Here is a 21,721-nt window from a genome sequence, read left to right on the forward strand (position 1 = left end):
AACGCCGGTAATGCATCGACCGGCGGAACGCCGGACACACGGAAAACCGCAGCCGCCGCCAGTTGCCGGGCGACACTACATCGCAACCCGCATGGGTCCATCGGCAAATTGTCACACTCTTTTCTTGCGCAACACCCTTCCTGTGCTTGCAAAAGTATCGAAACGGCAGCGGGAACATTCCTGTCGCCTCCTGCGCATATCCCTTTCCGGAGCGCATCCGCTTCGGACAGAAAGCGTCATCGGGAGGACGGATTCAGTCGTCGCCGAACTGGGTCGCGATCCAGGCGTCCACCGCCGCCTGATCGAAGCGGCGGTCGAGCGGGATGGCGGCAACGGCGGCGCGGCAATGCTCGATGAAGGCGCGCTCCGCCCGGTTCATCTTGGAAGCGGGATTCCACAGCAGATGGATGTCCACCGGGGCCACCCCCTCCTCCGGCGGCAAGGGCCAGAGCAGACCGTCGCGAACGTCCCGTTCCGCGACATGCCGGGGCAGCGGCCCGATTCCCAGCCCCACGGAGATCATCCGGCGCACCTCGTCCAGATTGACCGAGGCGCCGACGATCCGGCTCTCGATTCCCTCCTGCGCGCGGAAGACGGCCAGCGGCGACAGCACCCCGCCGATCTGGTCGGAGGTGAAGGAGACGAAACCCTCGCTGCGCAGGTCGCTCAGCGTCAGGCCGGTGCGTCCGAACAGCGGATGGCGCGGCCCGCAGTACAGGCCGTAGATCTGGCGGGCGAACAGCGCGTGCTCGACCAGCGGCGGCGGCTCCCGCATCAGGCAGAGGCCGAGCGAACCGGTCTTCTGCTGGATCGCCATGTGGACGTCGGCGCTGGCCATCACGTCCAGCCGGAAGGTCACCTGCGGGTGGGTGGCGTGGAACCGCTCCAGAAGGGCGTCGAACAGGAGCGACTGGATTCGGCTGGCCAGCAGGATTCGGATGTGGCCGGAAATCTCCTCGCGGATGTCGCGCATCAGGACGGCGAAGCGGGAGATGTTGCCGTAGATCTCCAGCACCTCGGCATAGATGATCGCGCCCGCCTCGGTCACCCGGAAGCGGCCCTGACCGCGCTCGATCAGGCAGCGGCCCATCTGGTCCTCCAGCCGCTTCAGCGCCTGGGACACCGCCGGCTGGGTCAGGCCGAGGCGCTGCGCCGCGCGGGTCAAGCCCTGCTCCTGCACGATCACCATGAAGGTGCGCAGCAGGTTCCAGTCCAACTGGTGGCCGAGCCGCTCCAGATCGCGCGCCGTCATCGGGGGAAAACCCATCGCCATAAATCCTGCTTATGTCGGCAATGAGGATTATCGATTTGGCGGGGAATGAGAAGCTGAATTGTAATACGCCGGTAGTCAGCGGTCGATCCCCGGTGAGGCCCGCAAGGGAAAAACCGGGGTCATAGTCCGAAAGTCGAAATCGCCACGGTGTCTTTCCGGAGATTTGCGGACACACACGGACGACTGCGCGGCGAAGTGGTAAGAACGGAGTCGTCATGCCCGCATCCCACGAGGGTGAGCGGAGCATTGCAGCCGTGGACCGGGACGCGATCCTGGACGCGGTGGCGGTGCTGCGCGAGGATGGAGTGCGCCTGCTGTCCGATCTGGTCCGGAGCCCCAGCCTGCTGGGGCAGGAAGGCCCGGCGCAGGATCTGATGGAACGGATCTTCCGGGACATGGGCCTGGAGGTGGATCGCTTCGCCATCGACGAGGAGGCGCTGAAGGCCCAGCCCGGCTGGTCGCCCTCGCTGATCTCCTACGAGGGGCGCGAGAACGTCGTCGGCGTCCACAGGCCCCGGCGGGCGACCGGCAAGTCGCTGATCCTGAACGGTCACATCGACGTGGTGCCGACCGGGCCGGAAGAGCTGTGGTCCGCCCCGCCCTTCGAGCCGGTGGTCCGCGACGGCCGCCTCTACGGGCGCGGCGCCGGCGACATGAAGGCGGGCATCGCCGCCTACGTCATGGCCTTCAAGGCGCTGCGGAGCCTGGGCGTCCAGCCTGCCGCCCCGGTCTATCTCCAGTCCGTGGTCGAGGAGGAATGCACCGGCAACGGCGCGCTCGCCTGCGTCGCCCGCGGCTACAAGGCCGACGCCGCGGTGATCCCGGAACCCTTCAACCACACGCTTCAGATCGCCCAGATCGGCGTGATCCGCTGCGAACTGGAGGTGACGGGCCGCCCCGCCCATGTGCTGGACACCGGGGCCGGGCTGAACGCCATCGAGGCGGCCTTCCGCCTGCTGAAGCATCTTAAGGCGCTGGAATCGGCCTGGAACCATCCCGACGGGCGCCATCCGGCCTACGCGCACCACCATCACCCCTACAATCTGAACGTCGGGCACATCGACGGCGGCGAATGGGCGTCCTCGGTCCCCACCCGCTGCCGGATGGAGCTGCGCTTCGGCTTCCCGCCGGGCCGGGCCGCCGCCGAGGTCAGCGCGGAGATCGAGCGCGCGGTGGCCGAGGCCTGCCGCACCGACTCCGACCTCAAGGGGATCGACGCCCGCGTCATCTTCCGCGGGTTCCAGGCGGAAGGCTGCACGCTGGACCCCGACCACCCGATGCTGGAGGCGCTGGACGCCGCGCACCGGTCGATCTTCGGGACTCCGGCGCCGAAGCTGGCCCAGACCTGCACCACCGACGTCCGCAATTTCCTGCTCTACGGCGACACGCCGGCCACCTGCTACGGCCCGGAGGCGGAGCGCATCCACGGGATCGACGAGTCCGTCTCGCTCGACAGCATGGCGAAGGTGACCGCCGTGCTCGCCCTGTTCATGGCCGACTGGTGCGGCCTGGAATCCATTGCGTGAAGTGAATCAACAATAAGGGGGCTTCAGACATGAGCAATCGTTTGCGTCACTTTCGACAAACCCTGACCGCCGCGGCGTTGGCCGCCGCGCTTGCGGCACCGGTGGCGCTGTCCGCGCCCGGCGTCGCCGTCGCGCAGGAGCGCGGCGGCACGATGAACATCATCGTCCAGCCGGAACCGCCGATCCTCGTGCTGGGCCTCAACCAGCAGGCGCCGACGCAGACGGTCGCCGGCAAGATCTACCAGGGCCTTCTGACCTTCAGCTTCGATCTGAAGCCGCAGCCGGAACTGGCGGAGAGCTGGGACGTGTCCCCGGATGGCAAGGTCTACACCTTCAAGCTGGTGAAGAACGCCAAGTGGCACGACGGCAAGCCCTTCACCGCCCATGACGTGGTGTTCTCCACCTCCAAGTTCCTGATGGAGGTGCACCCGCGCGCCCGCGCCACCTTCTCCAAGTGCGAGAAGATCGAGGCGCTGGACGACCACACGGTCCGCTTCACGCTGAAGGAGCCGTTCGGCCCGTTCCTCCAGTCCTTCGAAGTGTCTTCGGCCCCGATGATCCCGAAGCACATCTATGAAGGCACCGATTTCAAGACCGCCCCGGCCAACGCCACCCCCATCGGCACCGGCCCCTTCAAGTTCAAGGAATGGGTCAAGGGCTCCTACATTCATCTCGTCCGCTTCGACGAGTACTGGAAGCCCGGCAAGCCGTATCTGGACGACATCTATTTCCGCGTGATCCCCGACGCCGCCTCGCGCGCCGTCGCCGTGGAGCAGGGCACCGTCCAGCAGACCCAGTTCAATGACATCGAGACCTTCGACGTCCCGCGCCTGAAGGGCCTGCCCAACGTCGAGATGACGACCAAGGGCTACGAATTCTTCGCGCCGCTGTCCTGGATCGAGATCAACACCCGCAACAAGCCGCTGGACGACAAGCGCTTCCGGCAGGCGATGATGCACGCCATCGACCGCAAGTTCATCCGCGACAAGATCTGGTTCGGCCTGGGCCGTCCGGCCACCGGCCCGGTGAACTCGGTCACCCGCTTCCACGAGCCGGACGTCCGCAAGTACGACTACGACCCGAAGAAGGCCGAGGCTCTGCTCGAGGAGGCCGGCTACAAGAAGGGCGCCGACGGCACGCGCGCCAAGGTCCGTCTGCTCGTGATGCCCTACGGCGAAACCTGGACCCGTCTGGGTGAATATGTGAAGCAGGCGATGAAGCGCGTCGGCGTCGACGTGACGCTGGAGACCACCGACGCCGCCGGCTGGGTCAACCGCGTGTCCAACTGGGACTACGACCTGAGCTTCAACTTCGTCTACCAGTACGGCGACCCGGCGCTGGGCGTGTCGCGTACCTACGTGTCGGAAAACATCCGCAAGGGCGTGATGTTCTCCAACACCATGGGCTACGCCAACCCCGAGGTCGACAAGCTGTTCGCCCAGGCCGCCCAGACCAACAACGACGAGGAGCGCCGGCAGCTCTACTCCGCCGCCCAGAAGATCCTGGTCGAGGACGTCCCGGTCGCCTGGCTCCTGGAGATGGAGTTCCCGACCTTCCTCGACAAGCGCTTCAAGAACGCCATCACGACCGCCATCGGCGTGAACGAGAGCTACGACAGCGTCTACATGGTCAAGAAGTAAGAAAAGGGAGCGGTTGCCCCCACCCTTCCCACGGCTCGCGCCGCGGGCCCCTTCCCTCCCCCGCTCTCGCAGGGGAGGGTTAAGGGAGGGGGCAAAACGCATCCCGGGAGTGACAACATGCCCCGCATCGCCCTATTCATCTCACAGAGGCTGGTGAAGGCGGTCTTCGTCGTTCTGGCGATCGCCGTGTTCAACTTCTTCCTGGTCCACGCAGCACCCGGCGACCCCGCCGCGGTGATGGCGGGCGAGGCCGGGGCCGCCGATGCCCAGTTCGTCGAGCAGCTCCGCCAGCAGTTCGGCCTCGACCGGCCCCTGTACGAGCAGCTCGGCACCTATATGGCCAAGGTCGTGCAGGCCGACCTCGGCTATTCCTACCGCCAGCAGCGCCCCGTCTTCGACCTGCTGATGGACCGCCTGCCCGTCACCCTGTCGCTGACGCTGACCGCCTTCGTCCTGGCCCTGCTGGGCGGCGTGGCGCTGGGCACGCTGGCGGCGATGCGCGCCGGCACCTGGTCGGACACCGCCATCACCGTGGTGGGCCTGACCGCCTACGCGACGCCGATCTTCTGGATCGGGCTGATGCTGATCCTTCTCTTCTCGGTCAATCTCGGCTGGCTGCCCGCCTTCGGCACCGAGACCATCGGCGCCGGCTACACCGGCTGGGACGCCTTCGTCGACAAGGCCAAGCACCTCGTGCTGCCGGTGACCACGCTCGGCCTCTTCTACATGGCCGTCTACACCCGGCTGACCCGCGCCTCGATCCTGGAGGTGCGCGACATGGATTTCGTCAAGACGGCGCGGGCCAAGGGCCTGCCGGAATGGCGCATCGTGTCGGTCCACATCCTGCGCAACGCCATCCTGCCCGTCATCACGGTGGCGGGGTTCCAGGCGGGGCACCTGATCGGCGGCTCCATCCTAATCGAGACCGTCTTCGCGCTCCCCGGCATCGGGCGCCTCGCCTTCGAGGCCGTGTTGCAGCGCGACTATCAGGTCCTTCTCGGCATCTTCCTTCTGACCTCGGTGGTGGTGGTGATCTTCAACCTGCTGACCGACCTGATCTATTCCCTCGTCGATCCGCGCATCGAGGTGGCGCCATGACCGCCGCGGCCATCACCCCCGCCCGCAAGGGGTCCGGCTTCTGGAGCGCCTTCGCGCGCAACAAGGGCGCGGTGATCGGGCTGGTCTTCCTGGCCCTGATCGTCCTGATGGCGGTCTTCGCCAACGTGCTCTACCCGGACAGCCCGTGGGACATGACCGCGATGCCCTTCCAGCCGCCGCTGTCGGAGGACGCGCTGCTCGGCTCCGACACGCTGGGCCGCGACATCGCGGCGGGCATCGCCCACGGCGCGCGGGTGTCGCTGCTGATCGGGCTGACCTCCACCGCCGTCGCCGTGCTGATCGGCGTGTTCCTGGGGGCCGTCTCCGGCTTCTACGGCGGGCGCGTGGACGATCTGGTCATGCGCTTCACCGAGCTGTTCCAGACCATCCCGAACTTCGTCCTGGCCGTGGTGCTGGTGGCGATCTTCACCCCCTCGCTGACCTCCATCGTGCTGGCCATCGCCATCGTCTCCTGGCCGCCGCTGGCGCGGCTGGCGCGCGGCGAGTTCATGAGCCTGCGGAGCCGCGAGTTCGTGCACGCCGCGGTGACCACCGGCCAGTCGAACCTGACGATCATCTGGCGCCAGATCCTGCCGAACAGCCTGTCGCCGATCATCGTGTCGGCCTCGCTGATGGTGGCGACGGCGATCCTGCTGGAAAGCTCCCTCTCCTTCCTCGGGCTCGGCGATCCGAACCTGATGAGCTGGGGCTACATGGTGGGTGCGGCCCGCACGGTGATCCGTCAGGCCTGGTGGATGAGCTTCTTCCCCGGCATCGCGATCCTTCTGACCGTGCTTGCCCTCAACCTCGTGGGTGAGGGGCTGAACGACGCGCTGAATCCCAAGCTGGCGCGAAAGGGCCGTTCCTGATGACCGAGACGCCTCTCCTCGACGTCCGCAACCTGACCATCGACCTGCCGCGCGGCGCCGACCGCCCGCACGCGGTGGAGGACCTGACCTTCACGCTTCAGAGCGGGGAAATCCTCTGCGTGGTCGGCGAGTCCGGGTCGGGCAAGTCGATGACCGCGCACGCCGTGATGGGCCTGCTGCCCAAGGCCGTGACGGTGTCGTCCGGCGGCATCCGCCACCAGGGCACCGACGTGCTGAGCCTGCCGGAGCGCGACCAGCGCGCGCTTCGCGGCGGCCGCATCGCCATGATCTTCCAGGAGCCGATGACGGCGCTGAACCCGCTGATGCGGGTCGGCGACCAGATCGACGAGGTGCTGCGCTACCACACCGCGCTCGACCGCGCCGCCCGCCGGGCGCGCGTGGTGGAGCTTCTCGCCTCCGTCGGCCTGCCGGAGCCGGACCATCTGCGCCGCAGCTATCCGTTCCGCCTGTCGGGCGGCCAGCGCCAGCGCGTGATGATCGCCATGGCGCTGGCCGTGGAGCCGGACATCCTGATCGCCGACGAGCCGACGACCGCGCTCGACGTCACCACCCAGAAGCAGATTCTGGAGCTGATCCGGGACATCCAGGCCAAGCGCCACATGGGCGTGATGTTCATCACCCACGACTTCGGCGTGGTGGCGGAGATCGCCCACCGCGTGGCGGTGATGCAGAAGGGCAAACTGGTGGAGATCGGCGCCGCGGAGGAGGTTCTGAACCGTCCGCAGCACCCCTACACCCGCCAGCTCATCGCCGCCGTCCCGCACCTGATCGAGCACCGCGAGGACTTCACCCGCGCGCGCCAGCCGGTGCTGACGGCGGAGAAGGTGTGCAAGACCTTCCACATCGGCGGCGGCTTCTTCACGCCGGGGCGCAAGGTGGTGGCGGGCGACGACCTGTCGCTGACCATCCACCAGGGCGAGACGGTCGGGCTGGTCGGCGAATCCGGCTCCGGCAAGTCCACGCTGGGCCGCTCCATCGTCGGCCTCATCAAGCCGGATTCGGGCAAGATCCTGTTCGAGGGGGTCGATCTGCTGTCGCTGTCGCGCCCGGCCTTCCGGCCCTACCGGCGGCACGTGCAGATGGTCTTCCAGGACCCCTACGCCTCGCTGAACCCGCGCCACACCGTGGGCGACATCATCACCCAGGGGCCGGTGGCCTTCGGCGAGGACCGCCGCAAGGCGCTGGAGAAGGCGAAGGACCTGCTGAAGCTCGTCGGGCTCGACGCCTCGGCGGCGGATCGTTTCCCGCACGAGTTCTCCGGCGGGCAGCGGCAGCGCATCTCCATCGCCCGCGCCCTGGCGCTGGAGCCGAAGCTGCTGATCGCGGACGAGCCAGTGTCGGCGCTGGACGTGTCGGTGCAGGCGCAGGTGCTGGACCTGCTGGAGGATCTGCGGCACCGGCTGAACCTGTCGATGCTGTTCATCACCCACGACCTGCGCATCGCCGCGCAGATCTGCGACACCATCGCGGTCATGCAGAAGGGCCGCATCGTCGAGATCGGCCCGGCGAAGGAGGTGTTCGGCAACCCGCAGCACAGCTACACCCGCACCCTGCTGGATGCCATCCCCGGCAAGGGCTGGACCATCCCGGAGGACGTGGTTCCGGTGACGCGGCGGTCGGCCGCCCTGCGCAACAGCGCCTGACGGGGCGGGCATGAAGGTCGCCGTCATCGGGGCCGGGGCGGTCGGCGGCTTGATCGCCGCGCGGCTGACCACCGCCGGGCTGCCCGCCTCGCTGGTCGCCCGGCGGCGGACGCTGGACACGCTGCGGCGGGACGGGCTGACGGTCGAAGGCCCCTCGGGCCGTCCGGTGACGGTGCGGCCCCTGGTGACCGACGACACGCTGTCCCTCGGCCCGCAGGACGTGGTGGTGCTGGCGGTGCCCGCCCCGCTGCTGACCGACGTTCTGGACCTTCTTCTTCCCCTGCTGGGGCCGGAGACGCGGCTGGTGCCGGTGGTCGGCGGAATCCCCTGGTGGTACCCGGCGGACGGGTCTCTCGGAGGCCCCCTGAAGGCGGTCGATCCGAAGGGGCTGCTGTCGGACGCCATCCCGGCGGACCGCATCGTCGGCGCCGTCGCCCGCGTGGCGGTGGAGCGGCGGACCCCCGGCTACCTGCGGCATCTGGGCGGGCTGCGGCTAGCCCTCGGCCCGGTGGCGGGACAGGAGGACGTCAAGGATCTGGCGGCCCTGTTCGGGGCGGGCGGCTTCAACGCGCCGGTCGTGCCGGACATCCGGGCAGAGGTCTGGACGGCGCTTCTGGCGCCCTTCGCCTTCGGCCTGCTGGGCCTCGCCACAGGCAAGACGGCGCAGGAGATCGCCCATGACGGCGCGCTCCAGCCGACCTTCGCCGCGGTGGTGGAGGAACTGCTGGGACTGTCGGCGGCGCTCGGCCATCCGGCGCCGGCGAAGGTCGAGGATGTGTGGACCATGGCCCAGCATCCGGGCCGCATCCGTCCGGCGCTGCGCGCCGATGTGGCGGCGGGCCGGCGGGCGGAGATCGAGGCGGTGCTGGACGCGCCGCTGGAACTGGCAAACAGGGCGGGGCTGAGCCTGCCCACGGTGACCGGACTGCTGACCGCGGTCCGCACCGGGACTCGGCAATGATTTGGAATTGGGATCGGGATAGGGACCATGTCTGACCTGCGCATCGACGGCGACCGCCTGTGGCGGACCCTGATGGACCTGGCGAAGATCGGCGCGACGCCGAAGGGCGGCCTGTGCCGGCTGGCGTTGACCGACCTCGACAAGGAAGGCCGCGACCTCTTCGTGCGCTGGTGCGAGGAAGCCGGCTGCACCGTGACGGTGGACGAGGTGGGCAACATCTTCGCCCGCCGCCCGGGCCGCAACCCCGACCGCCCCGCCGTCTGCATGGGCAGCCACCTGGACACCCAGCCGACCGGCGGGCGGTTCGACGGCATCTACGGCGTGCTGGCCGGGCTGGAGGTCATCCGCAGCTTCAACGACCAGGGCATCGAGACGGACGCCCCCATCGACCTGATCGTCTGGACCAACGAGGAGGGAGCGCGCTTCTCCCCGCCGATGCTGGGCTCCGGCGTGGCGATGGGCGTCTTCACGCTCGACCAGGTGCTGGACATCCGCGACACCGACGGCGTCCGCCTGGGCGACGAGCTGGCGCGCATCGGCTACAAGGGCGACGTCCCGGTCACCGGCCACGCCATGGGCGCCTATTTCGAGGCGCACATCGAGCAGGGTCCGGTGCTGGAGGCCGAGGATGTCGAGATCGGCGTGGTGACCGGCGCGCAGGGCCAGCGCTGGTACGAGGCGACGGTGACGGGCCGCGAATCCCACGCCGGGCCGACGCCCATGCGCCTGCGCCGCGACGCGCTGGCCGGCGCTGCCGTGATGATGGAGGCCGTGGAGGCCATCGCGCTGGAGGTCGGCGGCGACGCCTGCTCCACCATCGGGCGCGTCCAGGTCCACCCGGACTCCCGCAACGTCATTCCGGGCCGCGTCTGGTTCACCATCGACCTGCGCAACCCCGACCCCGACGCGCTCGCCCGCATGGACGCGCTGCTGCGCGAGCGGCTGGCCGCCATCGCGGACAAGCGCGGCCTGACGCTGGACCTGACCGACTTCTGGGCCTTCCCGACCACGCCCTTCGCGCCGGAACTGGTCGGCCACGTGCGCCGGTCGGTGGAACGGCGCGGCCTCAGCCACCGCGACATCGTGTCCGGGGCGGGCCATGACGCGGTCTATGTCGCGCGCAAGGTGCCGACGGCGATGATCTTCATCCCCTGCGAGGGCGGTCTCAGCCACAACGAGGCGGAGAACATCAAGCCCGAGCATGCGGCGTCCGGCTGCGCGGTCCTGGCCGACGCGGTGTTGGCGACCGCGGGGTAACATTCATCTTTTCCCCCTCTCCCCTCTGGGGAGAGGGGATCAATTCATTCCGGGAGCCTTTCCATGCGCTACGTCTTTGCCGAGGCCCAGTTGCGCCACCGTCCGCCCACCTTCCTGGTGCGCGGCCAGCCGAAGCCCTCGCCGGAGAAGGCGGAACGGGCGGAGGCGCTCGTCGGCTCCCTGCGGGCGCGCGGCGTGACGGTGGAGGAGCCGCCGTCCTACGGCGCCGGCCCGCGCGCGGCGGTCCATTCCGCCGATTACCTGCGCTTCCTGGAAACCGCCTACGCCCGCTGGTCGGCCCTGCCCGACGCGTCGGAGGTCATCGTTCCCAACATCCACCGCAACACCGACATGGCCGAGTATCCGACGGGCATCGTCGGTCAGGCGGGCTGGCACATGTCGGACACCGCCTGCCCGATCGGCGCCGGCACCTGGGAGGCCGTCTGCGGCGGCGCCGACACCGCGGCCCACGCCGCGCTGATGGTGGCGAGCGGGCAGGAGCGCGCGGCCTACGCCTTGTGCCGCCCGCCGGGGCACCACGCGTCCCGCGATATGGCCGGGGGTTTCTGCTACATCAACAACGCCGCCGTCGCCGCCCAGGCGATGCTGCCGGTGCTGGGGCAGCGGGGCCGCGCGCCGCGCGTCGCCGTCTTCGACGTGGACGTCCATCACGGCAACGGCACGCAGGCGATCTTCTACGACCGCGACGACGTGCTGTTCGTGTCGATCCACGGCGATCCCAACAACTTCTACCCCTGGTTCGCCGGCTACGCGCACGAGCGCGGCAAGGGCCGGGGACTGGGAAGCAACCTGAACATCCCCCTGCCCATGGGCACGGAGGAGTCCACCTTCCTGAACGCGGTGGACGAGGCTCTGGCCCAGATCGCCGCCTTCGGGCCGGAGGCGCTGGTGCTGTCGCTGGGCTTCGACACCTACGCGGGCGACCCGCTGGCCTTCTTCAAGGTGACGACGCCGGGCTTCGCAACGCTGGGCCGCAAGATCGCGGGCGCCGGCCTGCCGACCGTGCTGGTGCAGGAGGGCGGCTACGACTGCGGCGCGCTGGCGGTGAATCTCGCCAGCTTCCTGGACGGTTTCGAAGGCGGGCTTGCGGAGGCGGGGCGATGATCGGCGCGGAAATACTGGTTCGGACGCTGGTGGCGAACGGCGTCGACACCTGCTTCGCCAACCCCGGCACGTCGGAGCTTCATGCCCTCGCCGCCTTCGACAGCATGCCCGGCGCGCGTTGCGTCCCGACGCTGTTCGAAGGGGTGGCGACGGGGGCGGCGGACGGCTACGCCCGCATGACCGACCGCCCGGCGGCCACGCTGCTGCATCTCGGGCCGGGGCTGGCGAACGGGCTGGCCAACCTGCACAACGCCCGGCGCGCCTGCGTGCCGATGGTCAACATCGTCGGCGACCACGCGACGTGGCACCGCGGCGTCGACGCGCCGCTGACCTCCGACGTGGAGGGGCTGGCGAGGCCCATGTCGGCCTGGGTGCGCACGGTGCCGGACGCGGCCTCCGTCGCTACCGACACGGCGGAGGCCATCCGCGCCGCCCTGACGCCGCCGGGGGGCGTGGCGACCCTGATCCTGCCGTCGGACTCCTCCTGGGACGACACGGCGGCGGTTGAGCCGATCGTCGTGGAACCGCCCGCCCCCACCGTTCCGGACGACGACGCCCTGCGCGCCGCCGCCGACGCCCTGCGCGGCGGAGAGCGGGTGGTGGTCATTCTGAACGGCCGCGCCACGCGGGCGGAGGGGCTGGCCCTGGCCGGTCGGATCGCCACGGCGACCGGCGCCAAGCTCTACGCCCACACCGGAGCCACCCGCATCGAGCGTGGGGCGGGCCGCGTGATGGTGGAGCGCTTCCCCTACCCCATCGACCTGGGCATCGCCGCGCTGGCCGGGGCGAAGCACGTCATCCTGATCGGTTCGGGGGAGCCGGTCGGCTTCTTCGGCTACCCGAACAAGCCCAGCCGTCTGGCGCCGGAGGATTGCCGCATCCACACCGTCGCCCCGCCGGGTGCCGACGCCCTGGCCGCGCTGCGCTGGCTGGTCGAGGCGGTGGGTGCCGCCGGAACGCCCGTTCCGGCGCAGGCGCTCGCCCTGCCCGCCCCGGCGACCGGCGCATTGACCGCCGACAGCGTCGGGCAGTCCCTCGCGGCCCTGCTGCCGGAGGGCGCCATCGTGTTGGACGAGGGGATTTCCTCCAGCCCCATGGTCTACACGGCGTGCGCCGGGGCGCGTCCGCACGACTGGCTGACCATCACCGGTGGCGCCATCGGCATCGGCATGCCGCTGGCGCTTGGTGCCGCCATCGCCTGTCCCGACCGCAAGGTCGTGAACGTCCAGGCGGACGGCAGCGGCATGTACACGCTCCAGGCCCTGTGGAGCCAGGCGCGCGAGCAGGCCGACGTCGTGACCATCGTCTTCGCCAACCGCCGCTACGGCATCCTGCAATGGGAGCTGGGCAACCTGGGCTTCCGGGACATGGGTCCGAACGCCCGCAACTGCACGGAGCTGGGCCGTCCGGACCTCGACTGGGTGGCGCTCGCGCGCGGCATGGGGGTGGAAGGCGGGCAGGCCACGGACGCGGAGAGCTTCAACCGCCTGCTGACCGCCGCCTTCGCCCGCAAGGGACCCTTCCTGATCGAAGCGGTGATCTGAACAGGCCCTCTCCCGCCCCGGGAGAGGGAGGGGACCCATGGCGCAGCCATGGGGAGGGTGAGGGTCCGGCACGAAGACGGCATTGATTCTTGGATTGACCCTCACCCGCCCGCTGACGCGGGCACCCTCTCCCGGGGCGGGAGAGGGGATCGGGGCGAGGAAGAAACTACGGGAGGACAGCATGACGACGCCCAAGACGAGCGCGCGCAAAGTCATCATCACCTGCGCGGTCACCGGCTCCATCCACACGCCCAGCATGTCGCCGCACCTGCCGGTGACGCCCGACCAGATCGCGGCGGAGGCCATCGCCGCGGTGGAGGCCGGGGCGGCCATCGTCCATCTGCACGCCCGCGACCCGGACACCGGACGTCCCACCCAGGACCCGGAACTGTTCCAGCGCTTCCTGCCGCGCATCAAGCAGGCGACGAAAGCCGTGGTGAACATCACCACCGGCGGCAGCGCCGCCATGACGGTCGAGGACCGGCTGCGCCCCGCCGCGCATTTCCAGCCGGAAGTCGCGTCGCTCAACATGGGCACGATGAATTTCGGCCTGTTCCCCATGCTGAACCGCTTCACCGAATTCCAGCACGATTGGGAGCGCCCTTATCTGGAGAACAGCCGCGATCTCGTCTTCAAGAACACCTTCAAGGACATCGAGCACATCCTGAAGACCTGCTCCGGCAATGGCACGCGCTTCGAGTTCGAGTGCTACGACATCTCCCACCTCTACACGCTGGCCCATTTCCTGGACCGCAAGCTGGTGACGCCGCCGCTGTTCGTGCAGTCGGTGTTCGGCATCCTGGGCGGCATCGGTCCGCATCCGGAAGACGTGATGCACATGAAGCGCACCGCCGACCGGCTGTTCGGCGACCAGTATGTGTGGTCGGTGCTGGGCGCCGGGCGCAACCAGATGCCCATCGCCACGCAGTCGCTGGCGCTGGGGGGCAACGTGCGCGTCGGGCTGGAGGACAATCTCTGGGCCGGGCCGGGTCGCCTCGCCACCTCCAACGCCGAGCAGGTCACGATGGTCCGCAAGCTGATCGAGGGGCTGGCCCTTGAGGTCGCCACGCCGGACGAGGCCCGCGCCATGCTCTCCCTGAAGGGCGGCGACGCGGTGAAGTTCTAGGGCATATGGAATTCCCTCTCCCCTCCGGGGAGAGGGTTTGGGTGAGGGGGCAGAGTGGGCCACGAGCCCACGCCAGGGGATTGCCAAGGGGCAGCATGCCCCTTGGCGGTGCGCCGTTGGCGCACCGTCCCCCTCACCCTCCCCCCCGCTCTCGCGGCGGGTCCCCTCCCTCTCCCCGGAGGGGAGAGGGAACTGAACGTGCGATCCCCCTGATCACCCCACACCCGGAATCCCATGCCATGATAAGCCGCGCTCGGGCGCTGGATCTGTCGCTGGTGGGCCTCATCAGCCTCTGCTGGGGCCTGAACTGGCCCGCCGTCAAGATCATCCTCACCCAGATCCAGCCCTGGACGCTGCGCAGCCTGGGTTTCGCCATCGGGGCGGTGGTGCTGTTCGCCTACGCGCGGTCGCGCGGAGAATCGCTGGCCGTGCCGCGTGGGCAGCGCTGGCCGCTGGTCGCCGTCGCCCTGCTGAACATGGCGGGCTTCAACATCTGCTCCGCCTTCGGGCAGATGAACATGGCGACCTCGGGCGCGGCCATCATCGCCTACACCATGCCGGCCTGGGCGACGCTGCTGGCCATCCCGATCCTGGGCGAGCGTCCGGGGCCGCGCCAGTGGATGGGGCTGGCCTGCGGGCTGACGGGCCTGGCCGTTCTGCTCGGCCCCGATCTGCTGCGGCTGGGCGCCCTGCCGCTCGGCCCCGCCTTCATGCTGACCGGCGCGCTGTGCTGGGCGATGGGCAATGTCCTGATCAAACGGACGGCCTGGACCATGGGGCCGAACGCCATCACCGGCTGGCAGTTCGCCATCTCCCTGCCGGTGGTGCTGCCCTTCGCCCTGGCGCTGGACCCCGCCCCGACGCTGGCGCTGGAGCCGCAAGTGGCGGTGGCGCTGGTGTTCCATATCCTGGTGGCGATGGTCGGCGGCTATCTGCTGTGGTTCGCCATCGTGCGGCGGCTGAGCGTCGCGCAGGCGTCGGTCAGTTCGCTGATCGTGCCGGTGATCGGCGTGACCGGCGCCATCGTCGTGCTGGGCGAGACACCGCCGCTGCGCACCTACGCCGCGCTGGCGCTGATCCTCTGCGCCGTCCTGCTGGTCGTGATGGTCCGTGACAAGCGGCCCGCTCCCTCGCCCGCCCCAGTCACGGCGAAGCCGCGCGAGGCGAACTCTTCCGGACGATGATGCCGATGGGCGGCGCCCCGCGCCGCCCATCGCCTCCCGTCACGAGGCCGGCATCTCGCCGGTCACCCAATAGTCCACGCGCTGCTTGTTGTTGGCGATGTAGTTGTCGATCGCCTTCTCATAGGAGCTGTTGTCGGCCTCCAGCATGATCGCCTCCAGATCCTCCAGCGGCAGATACATGCGGGTCAGGAACTCGGCCACCTTCGGATGGTCCTGGTAGAAGGTCTTGCGGGCCATGACGTGGATGCGCTCCAGGCCGCCCAGCGAGCCCTTCGGGTCCTCCAGGTAGCGCAGCTTCCACTTGGCGAACTTCCAATGCGGGCTCCAGGCGGTGACGGCGATCCAATCCTCGCGCTTCTCGGCCCGGCCCAGGGCGGCGGCCATCGCGGCGCCGCTGGAGGACACCAGCTCGTAATCCTTCAGGCCGTAGTCCTTCAGCGCCTTCTCCGACACCTGCATCAGGCCCGAACCGGGGTCGATGCCCTGGATCTTCCCCTTCAGCTTCTCCCGCACCTCCGGCTTGGCGAGGTCGGCGATGGTCTTCACCTGATCCTCCGGCACATAGTCCGGCACGGCCCAGCCCAGACGGGCGCGGGTGTAGAGCATGCCCAGCGGGACGATGTCCTTGCCCACCTTGTCCAGGTAGGAGGCGTGGGTGGTCGGCAGCCAGGACATCATCATGAAGTCCAGATCGCCCTTGGCAAGCCCCTGATACTGCAGGCCGATGTCGGCCAGCACCAGCTCCACCGGCTGATCCAGCCGTTCCTGGATGAGGCGTTCAGCGAGCTTGGTCACCGCCTCGGCGTCGGACCAGGCGGTCCAGCCGATGCGGACCGGCTTCTTCTCCTCGGCGGCGACGCTGGCGGAGGACAGGGCGGTGCTGCCGATCACGGCGGCGACGCCAAGGGCCATCATCTTCAGAAACGTGCGTCTCATGCAAAAAATCCTTTGTCTGGTATGGCTTTGGGGATGGCGGTTCATCCCGCTTCCGTGACTCCGTGCGTGGGAGACGTGTGCGCGTCGTCCCTTGGCCGTTCCGCGCTGCGGCGGTTCAGCAGGGAGCGCAGGACGGACCGGGGGCTGCGGCCCCCCGCGTCCGTGGTTCCGAAGCTCTGGGTGATGCGGTCGAGCAGGATCGCCAGGATCACCACGGCCAGCCCGCCTTCGACGCCCAGGCCGATGTCCAGCCGCTGGATGCCGCGCAGCACCTCGTTGCCGACGCCGCCCGCCCCGATCATCGAGGCGATGACGACCATCGACAGCGACAGCATGATGGTCTGGTTGATGCCCGCCATGATCGACGGCAGCGCGGTCGGCATCTGCACCTTGAACAGGAGCTGGCGCGGCGTGCAGCCGAAGGCGAGGCCGGCCTCCACCAATTCGTGCGGGACCTGCCGGATGCCCAGGCTGGTAAGCCGGACGACCGGCGGCATGGCGAAGATGATCGTCGCGATGATCCCCGGCACCCGGCCCAGCCCGAACAGCATCGCCGCCGGGATCAGATAGACGAAGGCCGGCATGGTCTGCATCAGGTCCAGCGCCGGTCGCACCACCGCCTCCACGCGGTCGTTGCGCGCCGCGACGATGCCCAGCGGAACGCCGACGACGAGAGCGATGGCGGTCGCCGTCAGAACCAGCGCCAGCGTGTCCACCGTCTGGTGCCACATGCCCAGCCCGGCGACGACCAGCAGCGAGGCCGCCGCGAACAGCGCGAAGCGCCAGCCGTTCCGCCACAGCCCGATCAGCACCACGATGGCGGCCAGCCCCGCGCCGGGCAGAAAGGTCAGAGCGGCCTGAACGCCGTCCGCGACCGCCCCGACCACGAGGTCGATGCCGTCGAACAGCCATTGGGCGTGGTCCAGGAGGAACATCACCGCGGCGTCGGCCCAATCGCCGATGGGAAGCTTGAAGTCCATGGTCAGCGCGTCCGTCCAAGGGTTTCCAGATAGGCGGTCTTGGAGATCGCCCCGACATAGGCGCCCTGCCCGTCCACCACCGGCAGCGGGCACGGGGCCGACGCGATCAGCGGCAGCACCTCGTCCATCGGCAGATCGGCGGGCACCGGCTCGATGCCCGGCAGCAGAGCCTCGTCCAGCGTGGCGGAACCGTTGTGCCGCTCGATGGCGGTGACCAGCGTTTCCACCGACACCACGCCGTGGAAGCGGCGGCGCCCGTCCTGGACATAGCCGAACTCGCGGTCGCGCTCCCGCAACTGGCGGACGGCGGCGCGCGGGCCTTCGCCCGTGTGCCGGATCAGCGTCACCTGATCGCGCCGGGCGATGTCGCCCGCCGTCAGGATCTTGGTGACGTCGATGTTGCGGAAGAAGGAGCGGACGTAATCGTTGGCCGGCTGCTTCAGGATTTCATCGGGGCGCCCGACCTGGATGATCCGGCCGCCCTCCATGATGGCCAGCCGGTCGCCGATGCGGATCGCCTCGTCCAGATCGTGGCTGATGAAGACGATGGTGCGCTGCCGTTCGGTCTGAAGGCGCAGCAATTCGTCCTGCATTTCCGTCCGGATCAGCGGATCGAGGGCCGAGAAGGCTTCGTCCATCAGCAGGACGGACGGCTCGTTGGCGAGCGCGCGGGCCAGCCCGACGCGCTGCTGCATGCCGCCCGACAGCTCCCGCGGGAAGCTTTCCGCGTAGGCGCCGAGGCCGACCGCGTCCAGCGCCTGCTGCGCCTTGTCGCGCCGCGCCTTCAGGCTTTCCCCGGCGATCTCCAGCCCGAAGGCGGCGTTCTCCCACACCCGCAGATGCGGCAGCAGGGCGAAGGACTGGAACACCATGCCCAGGTCGCGCCGCCGCAACTCGGTCAGGTCGGCGCGCGACAGCTTGGTGATGTCCCGCCCGTCGATCAGAATCTCTCCGGCGGTCGGGTCGATCAGCCGGTTGAGCATCCGAACCAGCGTCGATTTGCCGGAGCCCGACAGGCCCATGATGACGAAGATTTCGCCCGCCTCGACCTCGAAGCTGGCGTCCTGGACGCCGACGGTCTGGCCGGTGCGTTTGAAGATCTCTTCCTTGGAAAGACCCGCCTTCAGCAGGTCGAGCGCCTGACGGGGGTGGCGCCCGAAAATCCGGGTGACGCCGTTTACGGCAATTTTCGCGGTCATCCGCTGATGCCTCCGCTCTTGGCAAAATGCGTGTGGTTCCGGACCCCGAAAGGGACCGGTCCGTCTTGCAGCCTTCATTGGAAGCAGGGGGAAGCAGGGGCGTGCCGGGGTGGAGAGGCACGCAAGGCAAGGACTTTCGTCCGCACGCCAACATTTCTGACAGCCGCAGGGCGACTGCCTCCCGCCAACCACAGGGAAAGTAAAACTACATGAGAAAACGCAAAAACAGCGAAGACTCATGAAATCGAAGGCTAAAGAAACAAGAAAACAGATTCATCTATGCATGCATGCCGATTTCACCTCTGAAACATACTGGGTTTGTAGGGATATGTGCGCACGAAATTGCGCCCCTGAAGCGCGTTCAAGAGAGCAATTCCTGGCCGCCACTGACAAGAGGCTAACAAACTTTAGGAGAGATTTGAAGCCTTTTTGTGTCTCGGTTGGATATGGCGCTGGATCAATGTCGTTAAAACTCGAATCGATATGCTATTTTTCCTATTACCGCACCGCTGCTTCTTGCAATCCGCCGCTCCGCGATATGCCCTGCGGCGACCAGCGTGTTGTGGCGAAGGACCGGTTGCGGCACCATATCCGCCTGTCTTCCGTCTCCGGTCAGCAAGGGGCCTTGATGAGCAACCCGTTCTTCGAAACCTGGACCACGCCCTTCGGCCTGCCGCCCTTCGACCGCATCCAGGCCGAGCATTTTCCGCCCGCCTTCGACCATGGCATGGCGGAGAGCATCGCGGAGATCGAGGCGATCACCGGAAACCCCGACGCCCCCACCTTCGCCAACACCATCGAGGCGATGGAGCGCGGCGGGCGGTTCCTGGACCGGGTCGGCGGCGTGTTCTGGAACCTGAACTCCAGCAACACCACCGACGCGCTGGAGACCATCGCGCGCGACTACGCGCCGAAATTCGCCCAGCATTCCATGCGCATCGCGCTGGACCCGGCGCTGTTCGCCCGCGTCGCCGACCTGTACGAGCGGCGCGCGACGCTGGACCTCGCCCCCGACCAGTTGCGCCTGCTGGAACGCCAGCATCTGGGCTTCGTGCGCAGCGGCGCGCTGCTGCCGCCGGACGCCAAGGCCCGCATGAGCGCGATCACCGAGCGGCTGGCGACCCTGCACACGCTGTTCGGCCAGAATGTGCTGCACGACGAGAAGGACTGGCAGCTCGTGCTGGAGGAGAGCGACCTCGACGGCCTTCCGGACTTCGCGCGCAGCGCCGCCGCCCAGGCCGCCAAGGAGCGCGGGCAGGATGGAAAGTACGTCATCACGCTCGCCCGCTCCTCGGTGGAGCCGTTCCTGACCTTCTCGGCCCGCCGCGACCTGCGGCAGGTGGCTTACGAGGCCTGGATTCGCCGCGGCGAGCATGAGGGCGAGCACGACAACCGCCCGCTGATCCGGGAGATCGTCGCGCTGCGCACCGAGCAGGCCAAGCTGATGGGCTACGCCAGCTACGCCGACTTCAAGCTGGACGACAGCATGGCGAAGGACACCTCCGCCGTCGAACGGCTGCTGTTGCAGGTTTGGGGTCCGGCCAAGGAGAAGGCCGCCGCCGAGCGCGCGGAGCTTCAGGACTGCGCCCGTGCGGAGGGCATGAACGAGCCCATCGCCCCCTGGGACTGGCGCTATTACGCGGAGAAGGTGCGGCAGGCCAAGTACGACATCGACGAAGCGGAGGTGAAGCCTTACTTCGTTCTGGAAAACATGGTGCGCGCGGCCTTCGACACCGCCGGCCGCCTGTTCGGGCTGACCTTCACCGAGCGCCCCGACCTGCCCGTCTACCATCCCGACGTCCGTGTCTATGAGGTGACGGAGAAGGACGGTCGGCATGTCGGCATCTTCCTGCACGACAATTTCGCCCGCTCCAGCAAGCGTTCCGGCGCCTGGATGAGCAGCTACCGCAACCAGGAGAATTTCGACGGGGCGGTGTCGCCGATCATCGTCAACAACAACAACTTCTCGAAGGGCGAGCCGACGCTCCTCAGCTTCGACGACGCCGAGACGCTGTTCCACGAGTTCGGCCATTTCCTGCACGGCTGCCTCAGCAACGTGCGTTACCCGAGCCAGTCCGGCACCTCGGTCCGCCGCGACTTCGTGGAGCTGCCGTCGCAGATCTACGAACACTGGCTGGCGGTTCCGGAAACGCTGTCCACCTACGCCCGCCATTACCGGACCGGAGAGCCGATCCCGCAGGATCTGCTGCGCCGTCTGCTGGCCGCCCGCAATTTCAACCAGGGCTTCGGCACGGTGGAGTACACCGCGGCGGCGCTTCTCGATCTGGAGTTCCACACCCGGAGCGACGCCGCCGACACGGACGTGGCCGCCTTCGAGCGGTCGGTGCTGGACAAGATCGGCATGCCGGCGGAGATCGCCGTGCGCCATCGCCCGACCCATTTCCAGCATCTGTTCGCCGGCAGCGGCTACGCCGCGGGCTATTACGCCTATCTGTGGGCGGAGGTGCTGGACGCGGACGGGTTCGAGGCGTTCCTGGAGACGGGCAACCCCTTCGATCCGGAGCTTGCGGCGAAGCTGAAGACGATCTATTCGTCGGGCGACACCCGCGACCCGATGGAGCTGTACACCGCCTTCCGCGGACGCGAACCGCGCATCGAGGCGCTTCTCAAGCACCGGGGCCTGACCCAATCGCTTGGGGACGCCTGACGCACCGCCCATCGGCGCCGCAGCGATATTTACGAGGATAAGGGACGGGGGACGGGCCGGACGCCCTCCCCCGTCCCGTGAGGATTCTGATGGCTGTTTCTCTTCTCGACCCCGCCCGCTACCGCCGCATGCCCTGGAAGAACGGCGGCGGGACGACCACCGAAATCGCCCTCCAGGAGTTGCCCGGCGACGCGGGCCGCTTCCTGTGGCGGGTCAGCATCGCCGACGTGGCGGAGGCCGGTCCCTTCTCCGCCTTCACCGGCTACGAGCGGCTGATCGCCGTGGTGGAGGGTGCCGGCATGCGGCTGACCGTGGACGGCGTTCCGGCGACCGTGACCAACCGCGCCGCGCCCTTCCGCTTTTCCGGCGACGCCGTGGTGGATTGCGCCCTGCTGGACGGGGCGATCCGCGACTTCAACCTGATCTTCGACCGCGAGCGGGCCGACGCGCGGCTCGACATCCTGCCGGCGGACAAGGCGGCGGACATCCCGGCGGGCGGCGTGGCCCTGGTCCACGCGCTGGAGGGGGATGTGATCCTGCACACGGGGGACAGCGTGGCGCGGGTATCCCCGGGCTGGACCGCCCGGCTGGACGACACCGCCGCCACACTGGAAACCGGACCGGGCGCCTGCGCCGTGCTCGCCCGCATCGCGGTGCGCGGGTAGGGGTCG

Annotated in this window: 17 protein-coding genes; 13 read left to right on the plus strand and 4 right to left on the minus strand. The window is 68.6% G+C overall.

What is annotated here, in order from left to right; genetic code table 11:
* Positions 1–253 precede the first annotated feature (253 nt).
* The gene (locus DS843_RS15015; RefSeq protein WP_286192112.1) at positions 254–1,267 is read right to left on the minus strand and encodes a LysR family transcriptional regulator; all 1,014 of its coding nucleotides are present in this window, start codon (positions 1,265–1,267) and stop codon (positions 254–256) included.
* Between the two features lie 221 nt (positions 1,268–1,488).
* Between DS843_RS15015 and DS843_RS15020 the strand changes: the two genes are divergently transcribed.
* From DS843_RS15020 to DS843_RS15070, 11 genes are all read left to right on the plus strand, one after another.
* Complete coding sequence (locus tag DS843_RS15020; RefSeq protein ID WP_286192113.1) at positions 1,489–2,799, plus strand: M20 family metallopeptidase; 1,311 nt, start codon at positions 1,489–1,491, stop codon at positions 2,797–2,799.
* Positions 2,800–2,828: 29 nt separating this feature from the next.
* On the plus strand, positions 2,829–4,439 hold the full coding sequence (locus tag DS843_RS15025; protein ID WP_149469694.1) for an ABC transporter substrate-binding protein: 1,611 nt from the start codon (positions 2,829–2,831) through the stop codon (positions 4,437–4,439).
* Between the two features lie 117 nt (positions 4,440–4,556).
* Positions 4,557–5,537: an ABC transporter permease gene (locus tag DS843_RS15030; protein WP_149469695.1), complete on the plus strand. Its 981-nt coding sequence runs from the start codon at positions 4,557–4,559 to the stop codon at positions 5,535–5,537.
* Positions 5,534–6,406 (plus strand): ABC transporter permease, encoded by an 873-nt coding sequence (locus DS843_RS15035; protein ID WP_149469696.1) that lies wholly within the window; start codon positions 5,534–5,536, stop codon positions 6,404–6,406. The genes DS843_RS15030 and DS843_RS15035 overlap by 4 nt, the downstream gene beginning before the upstream one ends.
* Positions 6,406–8,070, plus strand: coding sequence for an ABC transporter ATP-binding protein (locus tag DS843_RS15040; RefSeq protein WP_149469697.1), 1,665 nt, complete (start codon positions 6,406–6,408; stop codon positions 8,068–8,070). Before DS843_RS15035 ends, DS843_RS15040 begins: the two co-directional genes overlap by 1 nt.
* A gap of 10 nt (positions 8,071–8,080) precedes the next feature.
* Entirely contained in the window at positions 8,081–9,031 is a 951-nt protein-coding gene (locus DS843_RS15045; protein WP_149469698.1) for a ketopantoate reductase family protein, read from the plus strand.
* 27 nt (positions 9,032–9,058) lie between these two features.
* On the plus strand, positions 9,059–10,288 hold the full coding sequence (locus DS843_RS15050; RefSeq protein ID WP_149469699.1) for a Zn-dependent hydrolase: 1,230 nt from the start codon (positions 9,059–9,061) through the stop codon (positions 10,286–10,288).
* A gap of 63 nt (positions 10,289–10,351) precedes the next feature.
* A complete protein-coding gene (locus tag DS843_RS15055) occupies positions 10,352–11,413 on the plus strand; it encodes a histone deacetylase family protein (protein WP_149469700.1) in 1,062 nt (353 codons plus the stop codon).
* Complete coding sequence (locus tag DS843_RS15060; RefSeq protein ID WP_149469701.1) at positions 11,410–12,957, plus strand: acetolactate synthase large subunit; 1,548 nt, start codon at positions 11,410–11,412, stop codon at positions 12,955–12,957. The genes DS843_RS15055 and DS843_RS15060 overlap by 4 nt, the downstream gene beginning before the upstream one ends.
* Positions 12,958–13,138: 181 nt before the next feature.
* Positions 13,139–14,083 carry a 3,5-dioxohexanoate:acetyl-CoA acetone transferase gene (gene kce / locus DS843_RS15065; protein WP_149469702.1) on the plus strand — a complete coding sequence of 315 codons (945 nt, stop codon included), beginning with the start codon at positions 13,139–13,141 and terminating at the stop codon, positions 14,081–14,083.
* 239 nt (positions 14,084–14,322) lie between these two features.
* On the plus strand, positions 14,323–15,267 hold the full coding sequence (locus DS843_RS15070; RefSeq protein ID WP_149469703.1) for a DMT family transporter: 945 nt from the start codon (positions 14,323–14,325) through the stop codon (positions 15,265–15,267).
* A gap of 39 nt (positions 15,268–15,306) precedes the next feature.
* Here DS843_RS15070 and DS843_RS15075 read toward each other — a convergent pair whose 3' ends face one another.
* From DS843_RS15075 to proV, 3 genes are read right to left on the minus strand one after another with little or no spacing between them, the layout of a single operon-like run.
* A complete protein-coding gene (locus DS843_RS15075) occupies positions 15,307–16,203 on the minus strand; it encodes a glycine betaine ABC transporter substrate-binding protein (protein WP_286192114.1) in 897 nt (298 codons plus the stop codon).
* A gap of 41 nt (positions 16,204–16,244) precedes the next feature.
* Complete coding sequence (locus DS843_RS15080) at positions 16,245–17,183, minus strand: ABC transporter permease (protein WP_149469704.1); 939 nt, start codon at positions 17,181–17,183, stop codon at positions 16,245–16,247.
* 2 nt (positions 17,184–17,185) lie between these two features.
* Positions 17,186–18,382: a glycine betaine/L-proline ABC transporter ATP-binding protein ProV gene (proV, locus tag DS843_RS15085; protein WP_149469705.1), complete on the minus strand. Its 1,197-nt coding sequence runs from the start codon at positions 18,380–18,382 to the stop codon at positions 17,186–17,188.
* 628 nt (positions 18,383–19,010) lie between these two features.
* Here proV and DS843_RS15090 point away from each other — a divergent pair.
* On the plus strand, positions 19,011–21,050 hold the full coding sequence (locus tag DS843_RS15090; RefSeq protein WP_149469706.1) for a M3 family metallopeptidase: 2,040 nt from the start codon (positions 19,011–19,013) through the stop codon (positions 21,048–21,050).
* A gap of 89 nt (positions 21,051–21,139) precedes the next feature.
* Positions 21,140–21,715, plus strand: coding sequence for a HutD/Ves family protein (locus DS843_RS15095; RefSeq protein WP_286192115.1), 576 nt, complete (start codon positions 21,140–21,142; stop codon positions 21,713–21,715).
* The last annotated feature ends 6 nt before the right edge of the window (positions 21,716–21,721 follow it).

It is taken from the genome of Roseomonas genomospecies 6 (genome assembly GCF_008365375.1).
GTDB lineage: Bacteria > Pseudomonadota > Alphaproteobacteria > Azospirillales > Azospirillaceae > Azospirillum.